22 protein-coding genes and 6 tRNA genes are annotated in these 23,011 nt (G+C 71.4%); 19 read left to right on the forward strand and 9 right to left on the reverse strand.

Annotation, left to right across the window (positions count from 1 at the left end; all coding sequences use genetic code 11):
* The first annotated feature begins 127 nt into the window (after positions 1 to 127).
* The 9 genes from ACIRVK_RS08850 (at position 128) to ACIRVK_RS08890 (ending at position 11,905) form a co-directional block, all read left to right on the forward strand.
* Positions 128 to 1,165 (forward strand): methionine ABC transporter ATP-binding protein, encoded by a 1,038-nt coding sequence (locus ACIRVK_RS08850; protein ID WP_404244743.1) that lies wholly within the window; start codon positions 128 to 130, stop codon positions 1,163 to 1,165.
* A complete protein-coding gene (locus ACIRVK_RS08855) occupies positions 1,162 to 1,899 on the forward strand; it encodes a methionine ABC transporter permease (protein ID WP_404244744.1) in 738 nt (245 codons plus the stop codon). The genes ACIRVK_RS08850 and ACIRVK_RS08855 overlap by 4 nt, the downstream gene beginning before the upstream one ends.
* Positions 1,900 to 1,975: 76 nt before the next feature.
* Positions 1,976 to 2,806 carry a MetQ/NlpA family ABC transporter substrate-binding protein gene (locus ACIRVK_RS08860; RefSeq protein WP_404244745.1) on the forward strand — a complete coding sequence of 277 codons (831 nt, stop codon included), beginning with the start codon at positions 1,976 to 1,978 and terminating at the stop codon, positions 2,804 to 2,806.
* A gap of 180 nt (positions 2,807 to 2,986) precedes the next feature.
* Complete coding sequence (locus tag ACIRVK_RS08865) at positions 2,987 to 3,625, forward strand: GNAT family N-acetyltransferase (RefSeq protein WP_404244746.1); 639 nt, start codon at positions 2,987 to 2,989, stop codon at positions 3,623 to 3,625.
* Between the two features lie 68 nt (positions 3,626 to 3,693).
* Complete coding sequence (gene cbiE, locus ACIRVK_RS08870) at positions 3,694 to 4,911, forward strand: precorrin-6y C5,15-methyltransferase (decarboxylating) subunit CbiE (RefSeq protein WP_404244747.1); 1,218 nt, start codon at positions 3,694 to 3,696, stop codon at positions 4,909 to 4,911.
* Between the two features lie 391 nt (positions 4,912 to 5,302).
* Positions 5,303 to 9,253, forward strand: coding sequence for a nicotinate-nucleotide--dimethylbenzimidazole phosphoribosyltransferase (cobT, locus tag ACIRVK_RS08875; RefSeq protein WP_404244748.1), 3,951 nt, complete (start codon positions 5,303 to 5,305; stop codon positions 9,251 to 9,253).
* 144 nt (positions 9,254 to 9,397) lie between these two features.
* Complete coding sequence (gene cobA / locus ACIRVK_RS08880; protein WP_404244749.1) at positions 9,398 to 10,630, forward strand: uroporphyrinogen-III C-methyltransferase; 1,233 nt, start codon at positions 9,398 to 9,400, stop codon at positions 10,628 to 10,630.
* Between the two features lie 64 nt (positions 10,631 to 10,694).
* A complete protein-coding gene (locus ACIRVK_RS08885; RefSeq protein ID WP_404244750.1) occupies positions 10,695 to 11,513 on the forward strand; it encodes a TrmH family RNA methyltransferase in 819 nt (272 codons plus the stop codon).
* Positions 11,513 to 11,905 carry an NUDIX domain-containing protein gene (locus tag ACIRVK_RS08890; RefSeq protein ID WP_404244751.1) on the forward strand — a complete coding sequence of 131 codons (393 nt, stop codon included), beginning with the start codon at positions 11,513 to 11,515 and terminating at the stop codon, positions 11,903 to 11,905. Before ACIRVK_RS08885 ends, ACIRVK_RS08890 begins: the two co-directional genes overlap by 1 nt.
* A 4-nt stretch (positions 11,906 to 11,909) precedes the next feature.
* Here ACIRVK_RS08890 and ACIRVK_RS08895 read toward each other — a convergent pair whose 3' ends face one another.
* Positions 11,910 to 13,262 carry a serine/threonine-protein kinase gene (locus ACIRVK_RS08895; protein ID WP_404244937.1) on the reverse strand — a complete coding sequence of 451 codons (1,353 nt, stop codon included), beginning with the start codon at positions 13,260 to 13,262 and terminating at the stop codon, positions 11,910 to 11,912.
* Positions 13,263 to 13,458: 196 nt separating this feature from the next.
* On the opposite strand from ACIRVK_RS08895, the gene ACIRVK_RS08900 reads away from it, so the two are divergent.
* The gene (locus tag ACIRVK_RS08900; RefSeq protein WP_133044924.1) at positions 13,459 to 13,734 is read left to right on the forward strand and encodes a hypothetical protein; all 276 of its coding nucleotides are present in this window, start codon (positions 13,459 to 13,461) and stop codon (positions 13,732 to 13,734) included.
* 197 nt (positions 13,735 to 13,931) lie between these two features.
* On the forward strand, positions 13,932 to 14,129 hold the full coding sequence (locus ACIRVK_RS08905) for a hypothetical protein (RefSeq protein ID WP_404244753.1): 198 nt from the start codon (positions 13,932 to 13,934) through the stop codon (positions 14,127 to 14,129).
* A gap of 194 nt (positions 14,130 to 14,323) precedes the next feature.
* Here ACIRVK_RS08905 and ACIRVK_RS08910 read toward each other — a convergent pair.
* The 5 genes from ACIRVK_RS08910 to ACIRVK_RS08930 all read right to left on the reverse strand — a co-directional run bounded on the left by ACIRVK_RS08910 (position 14,324) and on the right by ACIRVK_RS08930 (position 14,781).
* Positions 14,324 to 14,395, reverse strand: a tRNA-Val gene (locus tag ACIRVK_RS08910).
* Positions 14,396 to 14,427: 32 nt separating this feature from the next.
* Positions 14,428 to 14,499, reverse strand: a tRNA-Val gene (locus tag ACIRVK_RS08915).
* A gap of 23 nt (positions 14,500 to 14,522) precedes the next feature.
* Positions 14,523 to 14,594, reverse strand: a tRNA-Val gene (locus ACIRVK_RS08920).
* Between the two features lies 1 nt (position 14,595).
* Positions 14,596 to 14,669 (reverse strand) — tRNA-Cys (locus ACIRVK_RS08925).
* A gap of 39 nt (positions 14,670 to 14,708) precedes the next feature.
* Positions 14,709 to 14,781: transfer RNA gene (locus tag ACIRVK_RS08930), tRNA-Gly, on the reverse strand.
* Positions 14,782 to 14,970: 189 nt separating this feature from the next.
* Between ACIRVK_RS08930 and ACIRVK_RS08935 the strand changes: the two genes are divergently transcribed.
* Genes ACIRVK_RS08935 through ACIRVK_RS08945 form a run of 3 tightly spaced genes read left to right on the forward strand, consistent with a single transcriptional unit; the run spans position 14,971 to position 17,712 of the window.
* Positions 14,971 to 16,008: a chorismate-binding protein gene (locus tag ACIRVK_RS08935; protein ID WP_404244754.1), complete on the forward strand. Its 1,038-nt coding sequence runs from the start codon at positions 14,971 to 14,973 to the stop codon at positions 16,006 to 16,008.
* A gap of 4 nt (positions 16,009 to 16,012) precedes the next feature.
* Positions 16,013 to 16,834, forward strand: a complete 822-nt coding sequence (locus ACIRVK_RS08940) for an aminotransferase class IV (RefSeq protein ID WP_404244755.1) — start codon at positions 16,013 to 16,015, stop codon at positions 16,832 to 16,834.
* A gap of 53 nt (positions 16,835 to 16,887) precedes the next feature.
* Positions 16,888 to 17,712 (forward strand): GNAT family N-acetyltransferase, encoded by an 825-nt coding sequence (locus ACIRVK_RS08945; protein ID WP_404244756.1) that lies wholly within the window; start codon positions 16,888 to 16,890, stop codon positions 17,710 to 17,712.
* 2 nt (positions 17,713 to 17,714) lie between these two features.
* Here ACIRVK_RS08945 and ACIRVK_RS08950 read toward each other — a convergent pair whose 3' ends face one another.
* Positions 17,715 to 18,236 (reverse strand): DsbA family protein, encoded by a 522-nt coding sequence (locus tag ACIRVK_RS08950; protein WP_404244757.1) that lies wholly within the window; start codon positions 18,234 to 18,236, stop codon positions 17,715 to 17,717.
* A gap of 204 nt (positions 18,237 to 18,440) precedes the next feature.
* On the opposite strand from ACIRVK_RS08950, the gene ACIRVK_RS08955 reads away from it, so the two are divergent.
* Both ACIRVK_RS08955 and ACIRVK_RS08960 read left to right on the forward strand, forming a co-directional pair.
* Positions 18,441 to 18,884, forward strand: coding sequence for a hypothetical protein (locus tag ACIRVK_RS08955; protein ID WP_404244758.1), 444 nt, complete (start codon positions 18,441 to 18,443; stop codon positions 18,882 to 18,884).
* Between the two features lie 168 nt (positions 18,885 to 19,052).
* A complete protein-coding gene (locus ACIRVK_RS08960; RefSeq protein WP_208784159.1) occupies positions 19,053 to 19,205 on the forward strand; it encodes a hypothetical protein in 153 nt (50 codons plus the stop codon).
* Between the two features lie 90 nt (positions 19,206 to 19,295).
* Here the strand turns inward: ACIRVK_RS08960 and ACIRVK_RS08965 are convergent, their stop codons facing one another.
* Together ACIRVK_RS08965 and ACIRVK_RS08970 are read right to left on the reverse strand one after the other, a co-directional pair.
* Positions 19,296 to 19,856, reverse strand: a complete 561-nt coding sequence (locus ACIRVK_RS08965) for a CGNR zinc finger domain-containing protein (protein WP_404244760.1) — start codon at positions 19,854 to 19,856, stop codon at positions 19,296 to 19,298.
* 239 nt (positions 19,857 to 20,095) lie between these two features.
* Positions 20,096 to 20,509 carry an SsgA family sporulation/cell division regulator gene (locus ACIRVK_RS08970; RefSeq protein ID WP_004002642.1) on the reverse strand — a complete coding sequence of 138 codons (414 nt, stop codon included), beginning with the start codon at positions 20,507 to 20,509 and terminating at the stop codon, positions 20,096 to 20,098.
* 201 nt (positions 20,510 to 20,710) lie between these two features.
* Here ACIRVK_RS08970 and ACIRVK_RS08975 point away from each other — a divergent pair, with 201 nt between their 5' ends.
* The 3 genes from ACIRVK_RS08975 to ACIRVK_RS08985 all read left to right on the forward strand — a co-directional run bounded on the left by ACIRVK_RS08975 (position 20,711) and on the right by ACIRVK_RS08985 (position 23,010).
* Positions 20,711 to 21,169 carry a TIGR02611 family protein gene (locus tag ACIRVK_RS08975; protein ID WP_404244761.1) on the forward strand — a complete coding sequence of 153 codons (459 nt, stop codon included), beginning with the start codon at positions 20,711 to 20,713 and terminating at the stop codon, positions 21,167 to 21,169.
* Between the two features lie 57 nt (positions 21,170 to 21,226).
* Positions 21,227 to 21,298: transfer RNA gene (locus tag ACIRVK_RS08980), tRNA-Val, on the forward strand.
* Between the two features lie 422 nt (positions 21,299 to 21,720).
* Positions 21,721 to 23,010: an ABC transporter substrate-binding protein gene (locus ACIRVK_RS08985; protein WP_404244762.1), complete on the forward strand. Its 1,290-nt coding sequence runs from the start codon at positions 21,721 to 21,723 to the stop codon at positions 23,008 to 23,010.
* Position 23,011: the final 1 nt, after the last annotated feature.

The following is a 23,011-nucleotide window of genomic DNA, read 5'->3' on the forward strand; positions in this document are numbered from 1 at the left end:
CCGAAGCGAGCCGCCGTGGCATGTCCGTACGCCGTGAACGCCGTACGTGACCGAGCTGCCCGCGCACCACTTTCCTCCCGTACCCGGGCACATCCACGCCCGCGTACTCGACAGTGACGGAACCCCAGTGATCACGACTTCAGGCCTGACCAAGGTCTACCGCTCGCGCGGTCGTGAGGTCACCGCCCTGGACGGCGTCGACCTGCACGTCCGCGAAGGCGAGGTGTACGGCGTCATCGGCCAGTCCGGCGCCGGCAAGTCCTCCCTCATCCGCTGCGTCAACCTGCTGGAGCGCCCCACCGCCGGGACCGTGACGGTCGCCGGACAGGAGCTGACGGCCCTCGCGGGGCGCGGACCCCGGGCCGGCAAGGAGCTGCGGCAGGCGCGCAGCCGTATCGGCATGGTCTTCCAGCACTTCAACCTGCTGTCCTCGCGCACCGTCCAGGACAACGTCGAGCTGCCGCTGGAGATCCTCGGCAGGTCGGGCAGGGAGCGCTCGCGCAAGGCGCTGGAACTGCTCGACCTGGTCGGGCTCGCCGACAAGGCGGGGGCCTACCCCGCCCAGCTCTCCGGCGGCCAGAAGCAGCGCGTCGGCATCGCCCGCGCCCTGGCCGGCGACCCCAAGGTGCTGCTGTCCGACGAGGCGACCAGCGCCCTCGACCCGGAGACCACCCGCTCCATCCTCCAGCTGCTGCGCGACCTGAACCGGCAGCTCGGCCTGACCGTCCTGCTCATCACCCACGAGATGGACGTCGTGAAGACGATCTGCGACTCCGCCGCCCTCATGGACCAGGGCCGCATCGTGGAGTCGGGGACGGTGAGCGAACTGCTCGCGACCCCCGGCTCCGAACTGGCCTCCACGCTCTTCCCGGTCGGCGGCGAGGCGGCCGGCGACGACCGTACCGTCGTCGACGTCACCTTCCAGGGCGAGGCCGCCACCCAGCCCGTCATCTCCCAGCTCTCCCGCACCTACAACATCGACATATCGATCCTCGGCGCCGCCATCGACACCGTCGGCGGCCTCCAGGTGGGCCGGATGCGCATCGAACTGCCCGGCCGCTACGAGGACAACGTCGTGCCGATCGGCTTCCTGCGTGAACAGGGCCTGCTGATCGACGTGTTGGGCCAGGAGCCCGTCCTGCTGACGGAAGGTGCACAGCGATGACCTGGTCCGAGATGCAGCCGCTGCTGTCCCAGGCGTGTTGGGACACCCTCTACATGGTCGGCTGGTCCACGCTCATCGCCGTCGTCGGCGGACTGCCGCTGGGCATCCTGCTCGTCCTCACCGACCGGGGCGGGCTGCTGCAGAACGTCCTCGCCAGCAAGGTCATCGGGCAGGTGGTGAACATCGCCCGGTCGATGCCGTTCATCATCCTGATGGTCGCGCTGATGACCTTCACCCGCTGGATCACCGGTACGACCATCGGCCGCGAGGCCGCCATCGTGCCGCTCGCCATCGGTGCCATCCCGTTCTTCGCGCGCCTCGTCGAGACGGCTGTCCGCGAAGTGGACGGCGGCCTGGTGGAGGCCGTGCAGTCGATGGGCGGCAACACCTGGACGATCGTCCGCAAGGTCCTCGTGCCCGAGGCCCTGCCCTCGCTGATCGCCAGCACCACGACCACGATCGTCGCGCTCATCGGCTACTCCGCGATGGCCGGCACGGTCGCGGCCGGAGGGCTCGGCGACATCGCCATCCGCTACGGCTACCAGCGCTTCGAGACCGAACTGATGTGGATCACCGTGGCGATCCTCGCCGTGGTCATCTCACTCATCCAGTTCGCCGGCGACCTCGCGGCCCGCTCGCTGCACGGACGCGGCGGACGCTCCGGCCCGGCGCCGAAGCTACGGCTGCTGAAGGCCGGGGAGCCGGCCTCGGCCGACATCGACAAGGTCGCATAGGCACCCCTGGCACGCCTCACAGACTCCCCGCACCACCAACCGCGGGGTCGCTGCACCCTTAGGAAAGGCACTTTTCGTGCGTAACACCGCAAAGCTCACCACCGCCGTCCTCGCCGCCGGAGCCCTCACCTTCGGGCTCACCGCCTGCGGCTCGGGCAAGGACTCCGCCACGTCCGACTACAGCGGACCGCTGATCGTCGCCGCGAGCCCCACCCCGCACGCGGAGATCCTGAACTTCGTCAAGGACAACCTGGCGAAGAAGGCCGGACTCGACCTCCAGGTCAAGGAGTTCCAGGACTACATCGTCCCCAACACCGCCACCGAGGACGGCTCGGTCGACGCCAACTACTTCCAGAACCAGCCCTACCTCGACGACTTCAACAAGAAGCGCGGCACCCACATCGTGCCCGTCGTCACGGTGCACCTGGAGCCGCTCGGCCTCTACTCCCACAAGGTCAAGAAGGCAGACGCCCTCAAGAGCGGCGCGACCGTCGCCGTCCCCAACGACGCGGTGAACGAGGCGCGCGCCCTCAAGCTGCTGGCCGCGAACGGCCTCATCACGCTCAAGGACGGCGCCGGCAACGAGGCCACCCCGCAGGACATCGCCAAAAACCCGAAGAACCTCAGGTTCAAGGAGGTCGAGGCGGCCCAGACCCCGCGCTCCCTGGACGACGTGGACGCCGCGGTCGTCAACGGCAACTACGCCATCTCGGCCGGCCTCAAGCCCGCCAAGGACGCCCTCGTGCTGGAGTCCGCGAAGAACAACCCCTACGGCAACTTCCTCGCGGTGAAGAAGGGCAACGAGAAGGACCCGCGGGTCAAGAAGCTCGCGAAGCTGCTCACCTCCGCCGAGGTGAAGAAGTTCATCGAGGACAAGTACCAGGGCTCGGTCATCCCGTCCTTCTGATCCGCCCCCGGTTCCTTCCCCCCCGATCTCCCTTCAGACGGCACGTATACGGCGTATCGCCACGCACGGGGTCCACTCGCTCACCATCCGTGGACCCCGTCGTGCGGTGGTGTGCCCCCATACTGCATGCTGGGCAGTTCAGCAGGCCCTGAAGGTTGACCGAAGGTTACGGAGCGGCGCATGACTAGCACCTTCCCCAACATCTCCATCAGCACGGAGCGGTTGGTGCTGCGGCCCCTCGACGAGGACGACGTGCCCGCACTGGCCGAGATGATGAACGACGAGCAGGTCGGGGCCTGGACGAGCGTGCCCCAGCCCTACTCCGAGGAACAGGCCCGCGCCTGGGTCACCCAACACGTGCCCGGCGAGCGGGAGTCGGGGCGCGGGACCGACCTCGCCGTCACCGAGTTCCTCACCCAGCGCCTGGTCGGCGTCGTCCGGCTCACCGAGACCGACTGGCACGTCCGCTCCACCGAGCTGTCGTACATCATCGCCCCCTGGGCCCGCGGCGAGGGCTACGCTTCCGAGGCCGCGCTCGCCACCGCCCAATGGCTCCTCGGCGACCAGAAGTTCGAGCGCATCGAACTGCGCACCGCCGCCGACAACACCGCCGCCCAGCAGGTCGCCCAGAAGATCGGCTGTATCAGTGAGGGCGTTCTGCGCGGCGCCTGCATAGTCCGCGTCCGCGCCGACGACGGCACCTGGAGCGAGGTCCGCAGCGACTACATCGTGTGGAGCCTGCTGCCCGAGGACCTCGACGGCGCGAGCGAGGAACTGGCCGACACCGGTGGTTTCACCTCGTTCACGGACTGGAACTGAACCCTCGGGGCGCCGAGAGGTACCCTCACGGAGCCCGACCTGCGTAAACCCCCTGGAGACCGACGACTATGGCCGACCGCGTCACGGTGATCGGCTGGGACGGCTCGCCGCTGACCGCCGCGGCCCGCTCCGCCCTGAGCGCCGCCACCCTCGTGGCCGGAGCCGCCCACCACCTGGCGCTCGCCGAGGTGCCCGCCACAGCGGAACGCATCCGGCTCGGCAGCGTCGCCCTCGCCGCCCGCCGTATCGCCGGCCACCGCGGCACCGCGGTCGTCCTCGCGGACGGCGACCCCGGGTTCTTCGGAGTCGTACGGACCCTGCGCGACCCCCAGTTCGGCCTCGAGGTCGAGGTCGTCCCCGCCGTCTCCTCGGTCGCCGCCGCCTTCGCCCGGGCCGGCATGCCCTGGGACGACGCACAGGTGGTCGTCGCCCACCGACGCACCCTGCGCCGAGCGGTGAACGTGTGCCGCGCCCACACCAAGGTCGCCGTCCTCACTTCGCCCGGCGCCGGCCCCGCCGAACTCGGCCTGCTGCTGGAGGGCGTCCACCGCACCTTCGTCATCTGCGAGGAACTCGGCACCGAACGCGAACAGGTCACCGTCGTCACCTCCGACAAGGCCGCCGACCACACCTGGCGCGACCCGAACGTCGTCATCGTCATCGGAGGCTCCGTCGCGCCCGCCGCCCCGGCCGAGGCCGGCTGGCTCGCCGGCCGCGACCCCGGCGCCGGCGCGCGCGGCTGGACCCTGCCCGCCGAGGCCTACGACGGCCCGCTCGGCGAGGGCGAGACGGACCTGCTGCGCGCCGCCCAACTCGCCCGCCTGGGGCCGCGCGTCGGCGACCTGGTGTGGGACATCGGCTGCGGAAGCGGCGCCTTCGCCACCGAGGCCGCGCGCGCCGGGGCCGCCGTCCTCGCCGTCGACCGGGACCTGGTGGCCTGCGGCCGCACCGACGCCGCCGGCCGCCGCCACGGCGTCCAGCTCCAGATCGTGCACGGCACCGCCCCGCACGTCCTGGAACGACTCCCCGAACCCGACGTCGTCCGCGTCGGCGGCGGGGGAGCGGCCGTCGTCTCCGCGGTCGCCGACCGGCGCCCGCAGCGCATCGTCACGCACGCGGCCACCCGCGACGCCGCCGAACTCGTCGGCCGCGACCTCACCGAGCACGGCTACCGGGTCGAGTGCGCCCTGCTCCAGTCCGTCGAACTCGACACCAGGGCCTGGACGGAGACGGAGCGGAGCGTCGCATTCCTGCTCAGCGGCGCACTCCCCGAGCGCACCCCGTGACTCCGTTCCCGTCCCAGTGATCCTGTTTTCTGCCGTCCCGGTGATCCTGTTGTCCTACCGCTCGCGGTAGGCTGATCGACCGTTGTACCGCACCGGGTGGCCCGGCACTTCGTTCGTCAATGTCCGGAAAACGCATCCCTTTTGGGGTGGGTGGGGTACGCCGAAACCGGAGGACGCGCAACGTGGCGCAGTCCACAGCGGACCGTCGCGGATCAAGCTGTCGCGACGGCGGAACGACCGGGACAATGCCACTGAATGGCTTTGTCGCCTTTTACGGGCGGGTCGTTCGTGCCGCTGGGCACGCACGCTCGTTCTTCACTGCGGGGGCGGTCGGTGCGCCGTTCCCGGTGAGCTGGACCGAGAAGCACTAACCGATGGGCGAGGGGTACGCATGACCGACACCGGCCAGGTCCCGGGCGAGGGGCTGCCGGAGAGCGCAGGCATGGTGGAGCAGCCGGGCGTCGCCGCGCACGGTGCGTACACCTACCTCTCCGAGACCACCGCCGAGGACGAAGACCTGTTGCTGCTGCCGGGCGCGCAGAGCCCCTGGGGCAACGAGGTCGCCCCGCCCGCGCCCGAGCCGGTCGTCGAGACCGTGCACGAGCCGGGCCCGCACGAGACGGCGGGCCGCGACAGCGGCTCGGTCGACCTCGGCGGCGTACGCCTCCCCGACCCGGCCCCCGCGGCCTCCTCGGTGCCGATCCCGCCGATCACCCCGCGCCGTCCGCTGCACCTCGGCCCGCCCACCCCGGACGCCTCCGCCAGCCCGGTCCGCTCCCTCGCCGACCGCGGCCCCGCGGGCGTCCCCGTCCGCCACCCCGGCCCGCCGACGGTCGGCCCCGAGTACCTCGACGCGTCCCCCCAGGGCGCGTCCCCCTGGGGCGCCCAGCCCCAGCCCCAGCCCCAGCCCCAGCCCCAGCCCCAGCCCCAGCCCCAGGCCCAGGCCACGGCCCAGGTGTCCACCGGGGTGCCGGCTGCGGAAACGGTTGTTCCCGCCCCGGGCCACGCCACCGCGCCCCTGGGCGCGGCCCAGGCCGTCATGGCCCGCCTCGCAACGGAGACGGGCGCCGCCGCGCAGGACCAGGCACAGGGCGCACCGGCCGAGCATCCTGCGGAGACCGGGCAGGACGCCGGGACCGGAGTCGTCCCGGGCGAACTTCCGACGGCCGGCGGTCATGTGAGCGGCGGGCCATCGGACACCCCTGCCGGCGTTGCCCCTGAGGGAGGCCAGGTCTCTGACGCGCACGCGACTGCGAGTGCGCCCGTCGCGGAGGGCCAGCACCTGGCCGAGCAACCGGAAGCTCCAGCGGCGCAGTGGGCTCCCGCCACCGACGGCACGCCCCAGGACGGCCCGGTCGAGGCCGACCCCTCTCCCGAGCCGGACCAGACCCCGGACGCCGCGCACGCTCCTGCGGACACGGCGGTTGCGGGAGTGCAGGCAACCGAGCCCGTAACCCCCGTGGACGAGCAGGTCGTCGCGGTTGTGGCGGCCACCACTGCCCAGACCGCGCCCTTGGAGACACAGGTCGACGAGCCCGAAGCACCGGGGACCGGACAGGTCGCCGATCCGGAAGTGCCGGGAAGTGAGCAGGTGGCCGACTCCGGGGTGCCGGCCGATGGGCAGGTCATCGAGCCCGCAGAGACAGTGGGCGCTGATGTGCCCGGAACCGGGCAGATGGCCGGCGCGGTAGCAGTCGAGGCCATCCAGGCGCCACAGGCCCCGGCGCCGGACGCCGGCCAGGCTGTCCCCGCTGCCTCTCCCGACGCCGCCCAGCCCGCCGAGGCGGACGTACCCGCGCAGGGTCCCGACACCGCCGTAACCCCCGAGCCCCAGCCGGTGGCCGCCTTCCCGGCGGCCCCGCATGCGGCTCATCCCGCTGACGGCTCCCCGGTGCTGCCCGAACCGGAGGCCGTTCACCCTGTCACGGACGCGCAGGACGCCGAAGGGCAGCACGTCCAGGCCGGAGCGGTGACCGCGAACGCGGCCGCTGTCCTACCCGTCCCGGAGGAGGTGGTTCCGGCCGCGGAGCCGGCCGTGCCCGTTCACGCCGTGACGGACGCACAGGACGGCGAAGCACAGCCGGCCTTCCCGGTGGGAACGGCGCCTGTCCCGACTCAGGCCGCTCCCGCCCCCGAAACGCCTGTTCCCGCTTCCCGGCAAGACCCCGCGAACGAGCAGGTTCCGGCCACCCTCCAACCGGCCGACCCTGTTCCCCCGGCGGACCCGACCGTCCACCGACCCGACGACGCGGTCACCCCGCCGGACTCCGCAGACGCCCCCGACGCCGTCGCGACCTCCGCCGAGGACCAGGCCGGGCCGGCGGCGGAGGCGGAGGCGGAGCCTGTCGGCAGTGCGCAGCCGCTCGCCGTCACGCCCGCCGGTACCGGTACCGAGACCCAACCGGACCGGTCCCTCGGCCAGTTCGTCGCCGTGCCGGGCTCGGTCCCCACCACCCCGCACCTCGCGCCGGCCCCGGAGCCGGTCGCCATGGTCCCCTCGCAACGGGAGGCCGACCCCGACCTCGTACAGAACGCCGACGACCTGGACACCCGGGCCGCCGACCAGGAAGAGAGCACGGCCGCCGTGGAAGAAGTACGAGAGTCCACCGGCCCGGCCGCCCCTGCCTACGAGGACGCCGAGCGCGAGGCCGTGCTGAAGGTGATGCGCGAGCGCCGCGACATCCGCAACGGCTTCCGCAGCGACCCCATCCCGCACGAGGTGCTGCTCCGCGTCCTGGAGGCCGCGCACACCGCCCCCTCCGTCGGCCACTCGCAGCCCTGGGACTTCGTCGTCATCCGCTCCGCCGACACCCGGCGCAGCATGCACGAGCTGGCCATGCGGCAACGGGACGCGTACGCCAAGTCGCTGCCCAAGGGACGGGCGAAGCAGTTCAAGGAACTGAAGATCGAGGCCATCCTCGAGACCCCGGTGAACATCGTCGTCACGGCGGATCCCACGCGCGGCGGCCGGCACACCCTCGGCCGCCACACCCAGCCGCAGATGGCGCCCTACTCCGCCGCCCTCGCCGTCGAGAACCTGTGGCTCGCCGCCCGCGCGGAGGGCCTCGGCGTCGGCTGGGTCAGCTTCTTCGACGAGCGGGAGATGGTGCGGGCGCTCGGCCTGCCCGAGCACCTCGAGGTCATCGCCTACCTGTGCGTCGGGTACGTCGACGAGTTCCCGGACGAGCCCGAGCTGATGCAGGCCGGCTGGTCCAAGCGCCGCCCGTTGTCCTGGGTCGTGCACGAGGAGACGTACGGCCGCCGTGCCCTGCCCGGCGAGGAACCGCACGACCTGCTCGCCGAGACCGTCGCGCAGATCCGCCCGCTGGACGCCAAGGCGCTCGGCGAGGCGTGGGAGCGGCAGAAGCGGATGACCAAGCCGGCCGGCGCACTCGGCATGCTGGAGATCATCTCCGCCCAGCTGTCCGGGCTCTCGCGCCAGTGCCCGCCCCCGATCCCGGAGCCCGCGGCCGTCGCGATCTTCGCCGGCGACCACGGGGTGCACGCCCAGGGCGTCACCCCCTGGCCGCAGGAGGTGACGGCCCAGATGGTCGCCAACTTCCTCGGCGGCGGCGCGGTCTGCAATGCCTTCGCCGGTCAGGTGGGCGCCGAGGTGTGCGTGGTGGACGTCGGTGTCGCGGCCGACCTGCCGGCCACCCCGGGCCTGCTGCCCCGCAAGATCCGCGCCGGTACGTCCGACATGACCACCGGCCCCGCGATGACCCGCGAGGAGGCCAAGCAGGCCATAGAGGTCGGCATCGAGACGGCCCGCGACCTGGTGGCGGCCGGCAACAAGGCGCTGCTGACGGGTGAGATGGGCATCGCCAACACCACCGCGTCCGCCGCGTTGATCTCGGTGTTCACGGACACCGACCCCGCCGAGGTCACCGGGCGCGGCACCGGCATCAACGACGAGACGCTGGCCCGCAAGACCGAGGTCGTCCGGCGCGCCATCGAACTGCACCAGCCGGACCCCGCCGACCCCGTCGGCGTGCTGGCCGCGATCGGCGGCTTCGAACACGCGGCGATGGTGGGCCTGTTGCTGGGCGGCGCCTCGCTGCGCACGCCGGTCATCCTGGACGGCGTCAGCGCCGGCGCGGCCGCCCTCGTCGCCCGCGCGATCGCCCCCGAGGTGCTCGCGGCCTGCATCGCGGGCCACCGCAGTGCCGAACCCGGTCACGTGGCGGCCCTCAACAAGCTGGGCCTGCGCCCCCTGGTCGATCTCGACCTCCGGCTCGGCGAGGGCACGGGCGCGCTGCTCGCCCTGCCGCTGGTGCAGAGCACCGCCCGCGCGATGCACGAGGTGGCGACCTTCGACTCCGCGGGAGTCACCGAGAAGTAGCTCCCGTACCGGGGGTGGGGTACGCGCTCCTGCGTGCGCCCCACCCCCGGCCGTACGCTGAGAACCCCATCACCGACACCCGCACGTCAGGGCTGCTCCAGCGCCGTAGCGCCCGCCGCATTGCAGGACGAGGAGCCGCACCTCATGGCCGAACACCCCGCCTACCCCGTGGGCCTCCGCCTCACCGGCCGCAAAGTGGTCGTACTCGGCGGCGGCCAGGTCGCCCAGCGCCGACTGCCGGCCCTGATCGCGGCCGGCGCGGACGTCCTCCTCGTCGCCCCGGAGGCGACCCCCTCCGTCGAGGCGATGGCGGACACGGGCGAGATCACCTGGGTGCGGCGCCCGTACACCGAGGGCGACCTCGCGGACGCCTGGTACGCGCTCATCGCCACCGGCGACCGCGAGGCGAACACCCGGGCCTCCGCCGAGGCGGAACGCCACCGCGTGTGGTGCGTGCGCTCCGACGACGCGGAGGCGGCGACCGCCTGGACGCCGGCCACCGGCCACAGCGAGGGCGTCACCGTCGCCGTCCTGACCACCGACACGCACCACCCCGACCCGCGGCGCACCGCCGCCATCCGCGACGCGGTCGTGGAAGGCCTGCGCGACGGCACCCTCGTCGCCCCGCACCACCGCAGCCGCACGCCCGGCGTCGCCCTGGTCGGGGGCGGCCCCGGCGACCCCGACCTGATCACCGTGCGCGGCCGCCGTCTGCTGGCCGAGGCCGACGTCGTCATCACCGACCACCTCGGCCCGCGCGACCTGCTCGCCGAACTGCCGCCGCACGTCGAGGTGATCGACGCGGCGAAGCTGCCGTACGGCCGCTTCATGGCCCAGGAGGCCATCAACAACGCGCTGATCGAGCACGCCAAGCAGGGCAGGTCGGTCGTCCGGCTCAAGGGCGGTGACCCCTTCGTCTTCGGCCGCGGCATGGAGGAGATCCAGGCGCTCGCCGAGGCGGGCATCCCCTGCACGGTCGTCCCCGGCATCTCCAGCTCCATCTCGGTACCGGGCGCGGCCGGCATCTCGGTCACCCACCGGGGGCTCGCGCAGGCGTTCACCGTGGTCAGCGGGCATGTCGCCCCCGACGACGAGCGTTCGCTGATCGACTGGCCGGCACTGGCGAAGGTGGCCGGCACGCTGGTGGTCCTGATGGGCGTCGACAAGATCGGCAAGATCGCCGAGACCCTGGTCGCGCACGGCAAGGACCCGCAGACCCCGGTCGCCCTGGTCCAGGAGGGCACCACGGCCGCCCAGCGCCGCGTCGACGCGACCCTCGCCACGGTCGCCGAGGCGGTCCGAACGCACGAGGTCAAGGCGCCGTCGGTCATCGTCATCGGCGAGGTCGTGGAAGTGGGCCCGCGGGCAGTCGAGTAACCCGGGGTAACACAACCCCTTCCGAGCCGTTGGCACCACACCCAGGACAAGGCAGTATCACCCTGTGGCCGATCTCATCACCGTCGAGGATCCCGACGACCCCCGCCTGCGCGACTTCACGGGCCTGACCGACGTGGAACTGCGCCGCAAACGAGAACCGGCCGAGGGCCTGTTCATCGCCGAGGGCGAGAAGGTGATCAGACGGGCCAAGGACGCCGGGTACGAGATGCGCTCGATGCTGCTGTCCGCCAAGTGGGTCGACGTCATGCGCGATGTCATCGACGAACTCCCGGCCCCCGTCTACGCGGTCAGCCCGGAGCTCGCCGAGCAGGTCACCGGCTACCACGTGCACCGCGGTGCGCTCGCCTCCATGCAGCGCAAACCGCTGCCCACGGCCGCCGAACTCCTGCAGACCACCCACCGGGTCGTCGTCATGGAGTCGGTCAACGACCACACCAACATCGGCGCGATCTTCCGCTCGGCCGCGGCCCTCGGCATGGACGCGGTCCTGCTGTCCCCGGACTGCGCCGACCCCCTCTACCGGCGCAGCGTCAAGGTCTCCATGGGCGCCGTCTTCTCCGTCCCCTATGCCCGCCTCGACACCTGGCCCAAGGGCCTGGAGTCGGTCCGCGAGGCCGGCTTCACCCTCCTCGCCCTCACCCCGGACGAGAAGGCGAGGTCCCTCGACGAGGCCGCCCCGCACAAGATGGACCGCGTCGCCCTGATGCTCGGCGCCGAGGGCGACGGCCTGTCCACGCAGGCCCTGGTCGCCGCCGACGAATGGGTACGCATCCCGATGTCCCACGGTGTCGACTCCCTGAACGTCGGCGCGGCGGCCGCGGTCGCCTTCTACGCGGTGGCCACGGGCCGCCCCCAGGGCTGATGGCCCGGCGCGAGGCGATCGTGGCGGTGCTGCGCCGGGACGACCGGATCCTGGCGATCCGCCGCGCCGCCACCGTCGCCCGCCCCGGTTACTGGCAGCCGCTGAGCGGCAAGGTCGAACCGGGGGAGACCCAGCGGGAGGCCGTCGTCCGGGAGGTTCGGGAGGAGGTGGGCCTCACCGCCGTCCCCCTGGCCAAGGTCTGGGAGTCCGAGACCGACGACGGACGCTTCCGTCTGCACTGGTGGACGGCGGACGCACCGACCGGCGACGTGATCCCCGACCCGGCCGAGATCGGCGACCACCGCTGGGTCACGCCTGAGGAGTTCCTGGCCCTGACCCCGGTCTTCGAAGGCGACCTGGAGTTCTTCGAACACATCCTGCCGGGCCTGTGACCCCTTAGCCGGCGTGCCCCGGCTCCACGACCTGCCGCTGCTGCTCCTGTACGACGCCCCGGCCGTCGCCGCCCAGCCCGCGCGACGGCCCCTGGCAGCCCTGCGCCGCGGCGATGCCGAGCGCGACCAGCAGCGTCACCACCACGAACACGAACAGCCGCTGCCGCAGCAGCCGCGGATTGGCCGGGCGCCGCCCGGTCCCCGTGGGCCTCGGCGCCGGACGTCCCGACCCACTGCGCGGTGCGGGCCGGCTCCCGCTGCCGCCGCGCGAGGCCGGCGTGGGCCGGGCCCCGGAACGGGCAGGGCCGCCCCGTGAAGCCGACGCCCCGCCGCCCCGGGACGTACTGCCGGAGCCGGGACCACCGGAGCCCCGCGACGCAGCGGAACCCCGGGACGAGGACGAGGTGCCCCTCGGTGGCGGCGTCCCCTGCGGGCGTCGTTGCTGCTCGGGGTAGGTGTCGACGAGCCGCCCGGTCGGCCGGTCCGCCTCCGCGGCGCGCGGCGAGGGCGGCCGTACGTCGCCGAGGCCCTGTGCCTCGCGGGCGGCGATCTCCTTCAGGCGCAGCGACAGTTGGAGCGTGCTGGGCCGTTCCTCGGGGTCCTTCGCCAGACAGGCCCGCACGAGCGGAGCGAGTGCGTCCGGTACGCCGTGCAGCTGGGGCTCCTCGTGCACCACCCGGTACAGCATCACCTCGGAACTGCCGTGCCCGAAGGGCGAGTCGCCCATCGAGGCGTACGCCAGGGTCGCACCGAGCGCGAAGACGTCCGTGGCCGGCGTCACCGCGGCCCCGCGCACCTGCTCCGGCGCGAGGAACCCGGGCGAGCCGACGGCCGTTCCGACATGCGTGAGCGTCGACGCCCCGGTCGCCCAGGCGATACCGAAGTCGATGATCCGCGGGCCCTTGGGGGACAGCAGGATGTTGGACGGCTTGAGATCCCGGTGCACCACGCCGGCCTCGTGCACCGCTACCAGCCCCTCCGACAGGGCGGCCCCGACGGCGGCGACCTCGGCCGCGCTCAACGAGCCCTCGTCGGCGACCTTGTCGTGCAGCGAGGGCCCGGGCACGTACTGCGTGGCGAACCAGGGACGGTCGGCCTCCAGATCGGCGGCGACCAGCCGGGCCGTGCACCCGCCCCGGATCCTGCGCGCGGCCGACACCTCGCGGGCGAACCGCGACCGGAACTCCTGATCCTCCGCCAGATCCGGCCGGATGACCTTCAGGGCGACCCGCTGCCCCTTCTTGTCGGAGCCCAGGTACACAACGCCCATCCCACCCGCGCCGAGCCGTCTGTGAAGCCTGAACGAGCCGACGACGCGCGGGTCCTCGCGCCTCAGGCGCATCATCGCCATGTTCATCCCCGCTGCCCGGTCCGTGTGACGTGGCACAGCTTACGTTTCCACGGCCGCCCGCGCGCAGAGGCCGCGCCCTCTCGTCCCGATCGATTGTCAGTGCCGGGTGGGAGACTTGAAGAGTGGTCAGGGAGCGCGGAAACAACCGCACTTCACACCAAAGCGCCTCCCAACCACCCATCACAGAAGGGGGATTGAACCCGTGAAGGGTGATCGCGTGGAGATAGTGGTGGACGCGGGGGACACGACCCGCACCTACGAGGTGGTGGCGAGCAGGGCGGGCCGCAGGGTGGAGACGGCGGTACGGCGCGGGGTGGTGGAAGTGAGCGAAGTCACCCGCAACGGCTCGGTCGTCCGCACGGCCCGCTTCATGGCCAACCGGGTCCTGGCCCTGGTCGAGCAGCCGGTACCGCGCGAGGACAGCTCGGAAAAGCCGGTACACAGCGGGCGCCCCCTCGGGGAAGACCCTGAGACCTAGGACGTCGTCTCCACCCAGGGGAGTACGCACCACCACGGAGCTCATCCTCCGGGAGGCCCGGCAATCGGTACGAGGGCATGACGTGCGAGGAGCGCCGGACGCCTAGATTTGAGGTCAAGCGGCGGGTGCAGCACTCGTCCCCCGAGGTCAGACACCCGCCGCTGCCAACGACAACTGAGACGGTCAGGAGAGGGACCATGGCTCTGACGGCACAGCGGACACAGTTCCGCACGCTGGAGCAGACGAAGCTCCGCCCGCGCCGCACGGGCCGCCGCCACCCCCTGGTGGCGACCCTCATGGTCCTCCCCCTGGCGGCCCTGCTCTTCTTCGTCTTCGACGGCTGGGAGACCGTGGCCACACAGGCGTCGTCCGTGGGCGTGATGCTGGGGCGCTGAGCGGCGACCCCCAGGCCCGGAAGAGCGGTCCGGGCGGGGACATCCACCCATGAAACCCCGTGGGGACGGGGGTGCGGCGGACGGCAAAAATGCCGGCGCAGCTGGGGAGCTGCGCCGGCATTGCTTTTCCCGTCAAGTGGTGAGACGAGCCACGAAGCCCCCGGCCGTACGAGACGGCCGGGGGCTTGGGTCTGTGGACGATACTGGGATTGAACCAGTGACCTCTTCCGTGTCAGGGAAGCGCTCTCCCGCTGAGCTAATCGTCCTCGGGAACTGCTGCTACTGCCTCGTTACCGCGTGCGCGATACTGGGATTGAACCAGTGACCTCTTCCGTGTCAGGGAAGCGCTCTCCCGCTGAGCTAATCGCGCGGGTCGAAGCCGTGGGGCTCCAGTGGACGATACTGGGATTGAACCAGTGACCTCTTCCGTGTCAGGGAAGCGCTCTCCCGCTGAGCTAATCGTCCGTGGAGGTGGAGACGGGATTTGAACCCGTGTAGACGGCTTTGCAGGCCGTTGCCTCGCCTCTCGGCCACTCCACCAGGAGTGCGGGGGTCCGGGTGGGATCCCCTGTTCCTTCGAGCGGACGACGAGGCTCGAACTCGCGACCTCAACCTTGGCAAGGTTGCGCTCTACCAACTGAGCTACGTCCGCTTGTCGTTTCGTTCCGCTCCCGCGGCCCGGCGACGTGTTGAACTCTAGCGGATTCCCGGGCCAGCACAAAAACGCGTTTGCGCAGCGTGCTGCGCCGCACCTGCCCACGGGCGTGGCCAGGGCATCCGTCAGGGCATCCACCGGGACACGTCGAGGTCACCTTTCGGACACCCCCCTAGACTCGACGGCGTGCCCGACCTTCCTCCCCTCGCCCGCTTCGGCCCCCGCGTGGCCACAGGTCTCCTCGACGTCACCAGCGACCCGGCGGCCCTCGACTCCACCGGCTTCTGGGCCGTCGTCGCCGACTTCGAGGGCCGTCTGACCTGCGCCCGGTTCGCGGACGTCCGAGAGGAACCCGTGCCGGCGCCGGTGCCGGGGGTGTGGCGGGGCCGGGCCCCCGGTGACTGGACGTCGTCCCTCGACCACGACGCGTACACGGCCGGGGTGCGCCGGATACGGGAGCACATCGCGGCGGGCGAGGTCTACCAGGCCAACCTCTGCCGGGTGCTCACGGCCCCCGTCCCGGCCGACGCGGACGTGGACGCGCTGACCGCGCTGCTGGCCCGCGGCAACCCCGCGCCGTACGCAGGAACGATCCGCCTGCCCGGGTACGGCGTCGAGATCGCCACCGCCTCGCCCGAGCTGTTCCTGCGCCGCGCCGGCCGGGTCGTGGAGTCGGGGCCGATCAAGGGCACCGGGCGCACCGAGGCCGACCTGCTGGAGAAGGACCACGCCGAGAACGTGATGATCGTGGACCTGGTCCGCAACGACATCGGGCGGGTGTGCGCCACCGGCAGCGTCACCGTGCCCGACCTGTGCGCCGTCGAGAAGCATCCCGGCCTGGTCCACCTCGTCTCGACGGTCCGCGGCGAACTGCGCTCCGGAGCCGGCTGGCCGGAACTGCTCGAGGCCGCCTTCCCGCCCGGCTCGGTCACCGGAGCGCCCAAGTCCAGCGCGCTGCGGATCATCGACGACCTGGAGACGGCACCCCGCGGCCCCTACTGCGGCGGCGTCGGCTGGGTGGACGCCGACCGGGGAACCGGCGAGCTGGCCGTGGGCATCCGTACGTTCTGGATCGACCGCGCGGAAGGCGTGCTGCGCTTCGGGACCGGCGCCGGCATCACCTGGGGCTCGGACCCCGAGGCGGAGTGGCGGGAGACCGAACTGAAGGCGGCGCGGCTGCTGGCGGTAGCGTCGGGGACGTACCTGGTGAGCGAGAGGGACTGACGACGTGAAGATCTGGCTCGACGGCGGGCTGCAGGACATCGACAACGCCCGCGTCTCCGTCTTCGACCACGGGCTGACCGTGGGCGACGGCATATTCGAGACGGTCAAGACGGTGGACGGCAGGCCGTTCGCACTGACCCGGCACCTGGACCGGCTGACCCGCTCCGCGCGCGGCCTCGGCCTGCCCGACCCCGACCACGACGAGATCCGCCGCGCCTGCGCCGCCGTCCTCGACGCCAACCCGTTGCCGCTCGGCCGGCTGCGCGTCACGTACACCGGCGGCCACGGCCCGCTCGGCTCCGACCGCGGCGAGCACGGCCCGACCCTCGTGGTCGCCCTCGGCGAGACCACCCGCCGCCCCGACTCCACGGCCGTCATCACCGTCCCGTGGACGCGCAACGAGCGCGGCGCCCTCACCGGCCTGAAGACCACCTCGTACGCCGAGAACGTGGTCGCCCTCGCCCGCGCCCACGAACACGGCGCCTCCGAGGCGCTGTTCGCCAACACCGTCGGCCAACTCTGCGAGGGCACCGGCTCGAACGTCTTCGTCGTCCTGGACGGCGAGATCCACACCCCGCCGCTCGCCTCCGGCTGCCTGGCGGGCATCACGCGGGCCCTGACCGTCGAGTGGACCGGCGCCAGGGAGACCGACCTGCCGCTGGACGTCCTGGAGCGGGCCGACGAGGTCTTCCTCACCTCCAGTCTGCGCGACGTCCAGGCCGTCCACCGCGTCGACGACCGCGAACTGCCCGGCGCGGCGGGCCCGGTGGCCGCCAAGGCGATGCGGATCTTCGACGAGCGCTCCGGGGACGACCTGGACCCGTGAGGGCCCGGAAAAACGGGCTGACGTGTGCGTCCACGACGGGTAGAACACCTCTGATGACCACCACCCTGCGGCCGACCGAGCCGCTTCAGCGCGCCGCCGACGGGACCCGCTCACGCCACTACCAGGTGTGCGTGAACAGCCGTCCCGTCGGCACCCTCCGCCTCGGCACCTCGCCCGGCTTCGGCGACACGGTCGCCCAGATCGTCGACCTGCGCATCGAGGAGCCGGACCGCCGCCGTGGCCGCGGCACGGTGGCCGCGCTCGCCGCGGAGGAGGTGGCGCGCGGCTGGGGATGCCGGCAGATCGAGGTGGCCGTACCGGGCGACGCCGAGCCGGCGCTCAGGCTCGTCAGAGCGCTCGGCTACGTCCTGCGCAACCGGGGCATGGAGAAACCGCTCGGCGACACCCCGCCCGCCCTGCCCGAGGGCAGCGGGGGCCGCGCCATGACCGAGGCCGAGTTCGAGGAGTGGCACGCGCACGAATCCGAGCACTACGCGCGCGTGTGGATGGCACGAGGCGTGCCCGAGGCGCAGGCGTACGAGAGGTCCCGCCGCGACCACGAGCGGCTCCTTCCCCTGGGTCGGGCCACCGAGGGCACGCGCTTCAGCGTGCTCGAGCACGAGGGCACCCGGGTGGGCACCCTGTGGCTGACCCTGCTCGACGACAAGGCCTACGTCTACGACGTCGCGGTCGACGAGGGCCACCGCGGCCACGGACACGGCCGCAGCCTCATGCTGCTCGCGGAGGCCCAGTCGATCGCCGGCGGCCGGAACGTCCTCGGCCTCAACGTGTTCGCCGGCAACACCCCGGCCGAGCGGCTCTACGAGTCCCTCGGCTACGAGACCCGGCGCCACGTCCTGTACAAGAACCTGCTCTGAACTCAGTCCCGCCCGGCGAGCAGCCCGTCGGCGATCTCCTCGATCCGCTCCCGCAACCCCGCCTGGCTCTTGCCGCCGTCCAGGCGCTGCCCGCCGATGACGTACGTCGGTGTGCCGGTCACTCCGATGGCCTTGCCCTCGGCCTGGTCGGCGTCGACGATCAGGATGTGCCGGCCGTCGATCAGGGCGGTGTCGAACTCCTCGGCGTCCAGCCCGAGTTCACCGGCCACCTCGACCAGGAAGGGTTCCCCCTTACGGTCCAGCTCCTCCACGCGCCCCAGAACCGCCTCCACGTACTCCCAGCCGCGGCCCTGTTCCACGGCCTCCTCGGCGGCCTGAGCGGCGGCGAAGGCGTGCCGGTGCTTCTCCAGCGGGAAGTGCCGCAGCCGCAGCTCCAGCCGGTCGCCGTAACGGGCGCGCAGGGCACGCAGGTCGTCGAGGGCGGTACGGCAGTCGGGGCACTGGAGCTCGCACCAGACGTCGAGGACGGGTGCGGCGTCGGGCACGGGAGAGGAGTCGCTCATGCGGCCAGTCTCCCAGGTGGGGCCCGTGCGACCCAATCGGTGCTGATCCGCACTCCGGGACGGGCGGCCGACCGGCACCTGGGGAGGAGGGGACCCGGAGATGTCCCTGATGTCCGCCCGGGGCATGGCCCGGCGGGGCCCGGGCGGTGCAGGATGGAAGGGACGAAGTGCCCTTGCCCCACCGAACCCTGCCTGGAGGACCGGATGATCGCCGAGACAGTCTGTTCCGCCGTGGCCGCGGCCGGCCTGGGCATCGCGGCGGTCACCGCCTACCGCAAGCGTTTCCTGGCGGCGACCCGGATCGCGGCCTACTCTCTCGTGCCCCTCGGCCTGGTGATGACCGGTGTCGTCCAGTGGATCTCGGACACCGCGTTCAGCGTGACCGCGTGGGCGGGCTTCGGCGTGCTCGGCGTGGCCTGGCTGCTGTTCTCCACGACCCGTGCGGTGGAGCGCCGCCGCGGCGGCACCCGCAAGGAGCGCAAGGAGGCCAGGGCGGCGGCCCAGCGCGACGCGGTGGCCCCGACGGCCTCGGCACCCTCCCTGGGCCCCGGCAGCCGCGCGACGACCCGCCCCGCGACCGCACCGCGCGCCCAGTCCACGGACGACTTCAGCGACATCGAGGCCATCCTCAAGAAGCACGGCATATGAACCCCGCGTGACGTACCGCCTGTGACGACCGAAACGACAGAGTGGATCAAGGCTGCGGCCGAAAACGATCACTCCCGAAACGGGACGTAACGGGATCCGGTGAACTCCCGGTCATTCCGGGCGTGTTGATCGCGCGCAGACGCCGTCTGCGCCATCATCGGCCGCGAGATGCTGGACACGACACAAGGCGAGACCGCGCCGCCGAAGGACGAGCCGCGCGGATGCCTCTTTGCCCTTTCCCAGCCACCGCTGATGATCTTCCTTGCGGTGATCGGGTGTCTGCTGCTCATGGCTGCGCTGCACGATCTGCTGCTGCTCTGAGCCGTACCCGTGGTCCCCGGCGCCACCCGCCGGGGGCCACGTCGACACCACTGTCCAGACCCTCGCTCCGGACCCTCGACCGGCCGGTCGTCAGCCCGCCGCCTCCTTGCGGCGCGCCCGGTAGGCGGCCACATGCAAGCGGTTCCCGCAGGTGCGGCTGTCGCAGTAGCGACGCGAGCGGTTGCGGGAGAGGTCGACGAAGGCGCGCCGGCAGTCGGGGGCCTCGCAGCGCCGCAGCCGCTCCTGCTCGCCGGCCACCACGAAGAAGGCCAGCGCCATGCCGCAGTCGGCCGCGAGGTGATCGGCGACGGAGGCGCCGGGCGCGAAGTAGTGCACGTGCCAGTCATAGCCGTCGTGATCGGTCAGACGGGGGGTGGTGCCCGCCGCTGCCACCAGTTCGTTGATCAGCGTCGCGGCGGACCGGGCATCCGGGGCCGCGAAGACCGAGGCGAACCGCCCGCGGATCTTCCGCACCGCCGACAGGTCGAACTTCGACAGCACACCGACATCACTGACCTCGTGGTTTCGTACGAAATCCTGGAGAGCCGCGACATCGGCCAGTGCGTCCGGCGTCGTGTCGTCCTCCGGCGCGGTGTTCACCAGATCGACCACGGTGTCGAGGGCGCACCGGGTGTCGTGGGTGATCAGCACGTTTCGCTCCCTGGCCTGGGGGTCGGGCACACGCCCGCCGATGCTGGCCGATGGTAATGGCTTCCGGGGCCGTGGGGCCGGTCGCGAGCCCGGACGAGATGCGCCTGCCCGTCGGTGCCACGCGGACAGGCCGGTGCCGTCCCATGACGGGACGGCACCGGCCTGTGCCGTATGCGGTTGTCCTGGCCCGAGCCGTCACCCCGAGTCGACGGCGCCGGGCGGCTTGGTGCGGCCTCGGCCTAGCTCTCCGCCAGGATGTGGGAAAGCTCCTGGTCGAGGTCGAAATGCCGGTGTTCCGTGCCGGGCGGCACGGCGGCGTCCGTCCGCTTCAGGAAGGACTCCAGAGCCCGCGCCGGGGCTTCGAGCAGCGCCTCGCCCTCCGGGGAGCTCAGGGCGATGCACACGACGCCCTGACCGTGACTGCGCGACGGCCAGACCCGGACGTCGCCGGTGCCGGTGGGCCGGTGCAGACCCTCCGCGAGGAGGTCGCGGGCGAACACCCACTCGACGGTCTCCTCGGCTCCGGTGTGGAAGGTGGCGTGCACGGCGTAGGGGTCGGCCGTGTCGTACCGCAGGCCTGCGGGGACAGGCAGGGAGGACTCGCTCGACACAACGAGGCGCAGGTGCAGCTCGCAGCTGACCGTGGTGTTCATAAGCGCCAGGGCCTTTCGCTCAGTGTGCGCTCGGGGATTCGCACGTCGGCGAAATCGACATGCCACCTACGGTGCCGTTGTAAACCCCTCTGAGTGTTTTGCGTGCCTTTACGTAACTCTTCCGGCCGAGAGGTCGTTGAACCGGTACGGCCATTCCGGTGACTGGTTTCCGATCAGTAAAGTAAGGTAAAGTTTGGCCGTATGGATACGGGGAGTGACCGACCGGGCGAGGTCGTCGTGGCTGCGGACAAGGCTCAAGCGGACGGCGCGCCGGAGAGCGGCGAGCAGGGCCTCGGCTCCAGGGCGCCGGCCTTCGTCAAGAAAAGCCGCGCACTCCATCTGAGCTGGCAGGTCGGCGTCTTCGTGATCGGACTCGCGGTCGTCGTGGCAGGGATCATCATGCTGCCGCTGCCCGGGCCCGGCTGGGTCGTGATCTTCGCCGGCATGGCCATCTGGGCGACCGAGTTCGTCTGGGCGCAGCTGGTGCTCCGCTGGACGAAGCGGAAGGTCACGGAGGCGGCCCAGAAGGCCCTGGATCCGAAGGTCCGGCGCCGCAACATCACGCTCACCGTGATCGGCCTCGTGATCGTGGGGATCCTGCTCGGCGTGTACCTGTGGAAGTTCGGCGTCGTGATGCCCTGGAAGATCAGGGATCAGTGATCCGCGCCAGGCGTGCGGGGGCACCCCCTGACATGGGGTAATGTTCTTCCTGCGTCCGGGCGATTAGCTCAGTGGGAGAGCGCTTCGTTCACACCGAAGAGGTCACTGGTTCGAACCCAGTATCGCCCACCCGGCATGGCGGCCCACCTGCATCACCGCAGGTGGGCCGCCGTCGTTTCGAGCCTCCGGCGACGCATGCCGCGCCGGCCGCGCGCGGCGTCCGGATCCCGTTCGTCCGGTTCGACGGCAACGCGCTCTCCGCGCCCCGGCGTCCCGTCAACTCCCCGATTCCCGGACGACGTTCGGCCGTATCGCGATCGTGCTCCGCGAGCCGTCGGGTGTTCGGTCCGTCGGTCACGCGGCCCTCACCTGCGGCGTCGTCGTGGACGCGGACCCGTTCCGGCTCGCCGGCCCGCCCAGCCGCTCGAGCGCGTCACAAGAATTTCGTGTCCGAATCATTGACGCACTCCGGCGCCCTCCGTAACTTGTGCCAGCAAGCGCTTACTTGAAACGATTCATGCATGTGGTGACGATGCCGGGGAGGCCCGACTGTGAGAACCAGCAGGAATGTTGAGAGGCGTACGATCCTCAAGGCGGCCGGGGCGGGGGCGGCCACGCTGGGGCTGGCCGCGACGGCCGGGTGTGGGGGGAACAGTGGGACCTCGGCCGACGGGACGGTGACGATCCGTTACTCCTGGTGGGGGGCGGACGAGCGGGCCAAGAAGATCAACCAGACGATCCGGCTCTTCGAGAAGAAGTATCCGAAGATCAAGGTGAAGACGGACTTCCAGGATTACCAGGCGTTCTGGGAGAAGTTCCAGACCCAGGCCGCTGGTGGAAATCCCCCGGACGTTTTTCAAAACGCCGTCACATTCCTTAGGAAGTACGACAAGAGGGGCGTCCTGCTCGATCTGAAGTCACAGATCGACGCGGGGAATCTGAGCCTGAAGAACTTCCGTGACGGTGTCACCCAGGTGGGTGTCGTGGACGGCAAGCAGTTGGGCATCCCGGTCGGCTCCAACACCATGGCGCTGGTCATCGACAAGAAGGTGTACGCCAAGGCGGGCGTCGAGCCCAGGCATGGCTGGACCTGGGACGACTACTTCAAGGCCCTGAAGACCATCCACGACAAGACCAAGGTGCCGGGCGACACCGGTTACTTCGGGATCATGTACCTGTACGACCTGTATCTGCGGCAGAACGGCAAGGCGTTCTACACCGACAAGGGGCTGGGGTTCGACAAGGCCGACCTGACGGAGTGGTGGCAGGACGGCTACAACCGCGTCAAGGCGGGCATCGTCACCGACCCCAAGAAGGTCGCCCAGGTCGCGCCGAAGTCCGCGCTCTCCTCGGGCGACGGCGCCTCGGAGTTCACCTGGGACAACTTCACCGTTCGCTACACGGCCGAGGGTGACAGTGACTACGGACTCGCGCCCATCCCGACCACGGACGGCAAGCACACCGGTCAGTACCTGGCCTCGCTGATGCTCAGTGCTTCCTCGCACACCTCGCATCCGAGGGAAGTCGCGCAGTTCATCGACTTCATGGTGCACGACCCCGAGGTCGGCAAGATCATGGGCTACGACCGCGGCATCCTGGCCAGCAACGAGCAGTACGCGGCCTTCAAGCCGACCGATCCGGTCAACAAGGAGATCGCCCAGTACGAGGACGACACCGCCAAGGCGGGAGTGCTCGGGAAGATCACGCCGCATCCGTCGGGCGCGGACACCACCGAAGCCGCCTTCCTGCGCATCGCGGGCGACATGTCCCAGGGCAAGACCAAGGTCTCCGATGCGGTGAATCAGTTCTTCTCCGAGGCTGAGACCGCCCTCGCCGGCTGAT

Source organism: Streptomyces sp. NPDC101152 (assembly GCF_044768275.1).
In the GTDB taxonomy this organism is placed as follows: domain Bacteria; phylum Actinomycetota; class Actinomycetes; order Streptomycetales; family Streptomycetaceae; genus Streptomyces.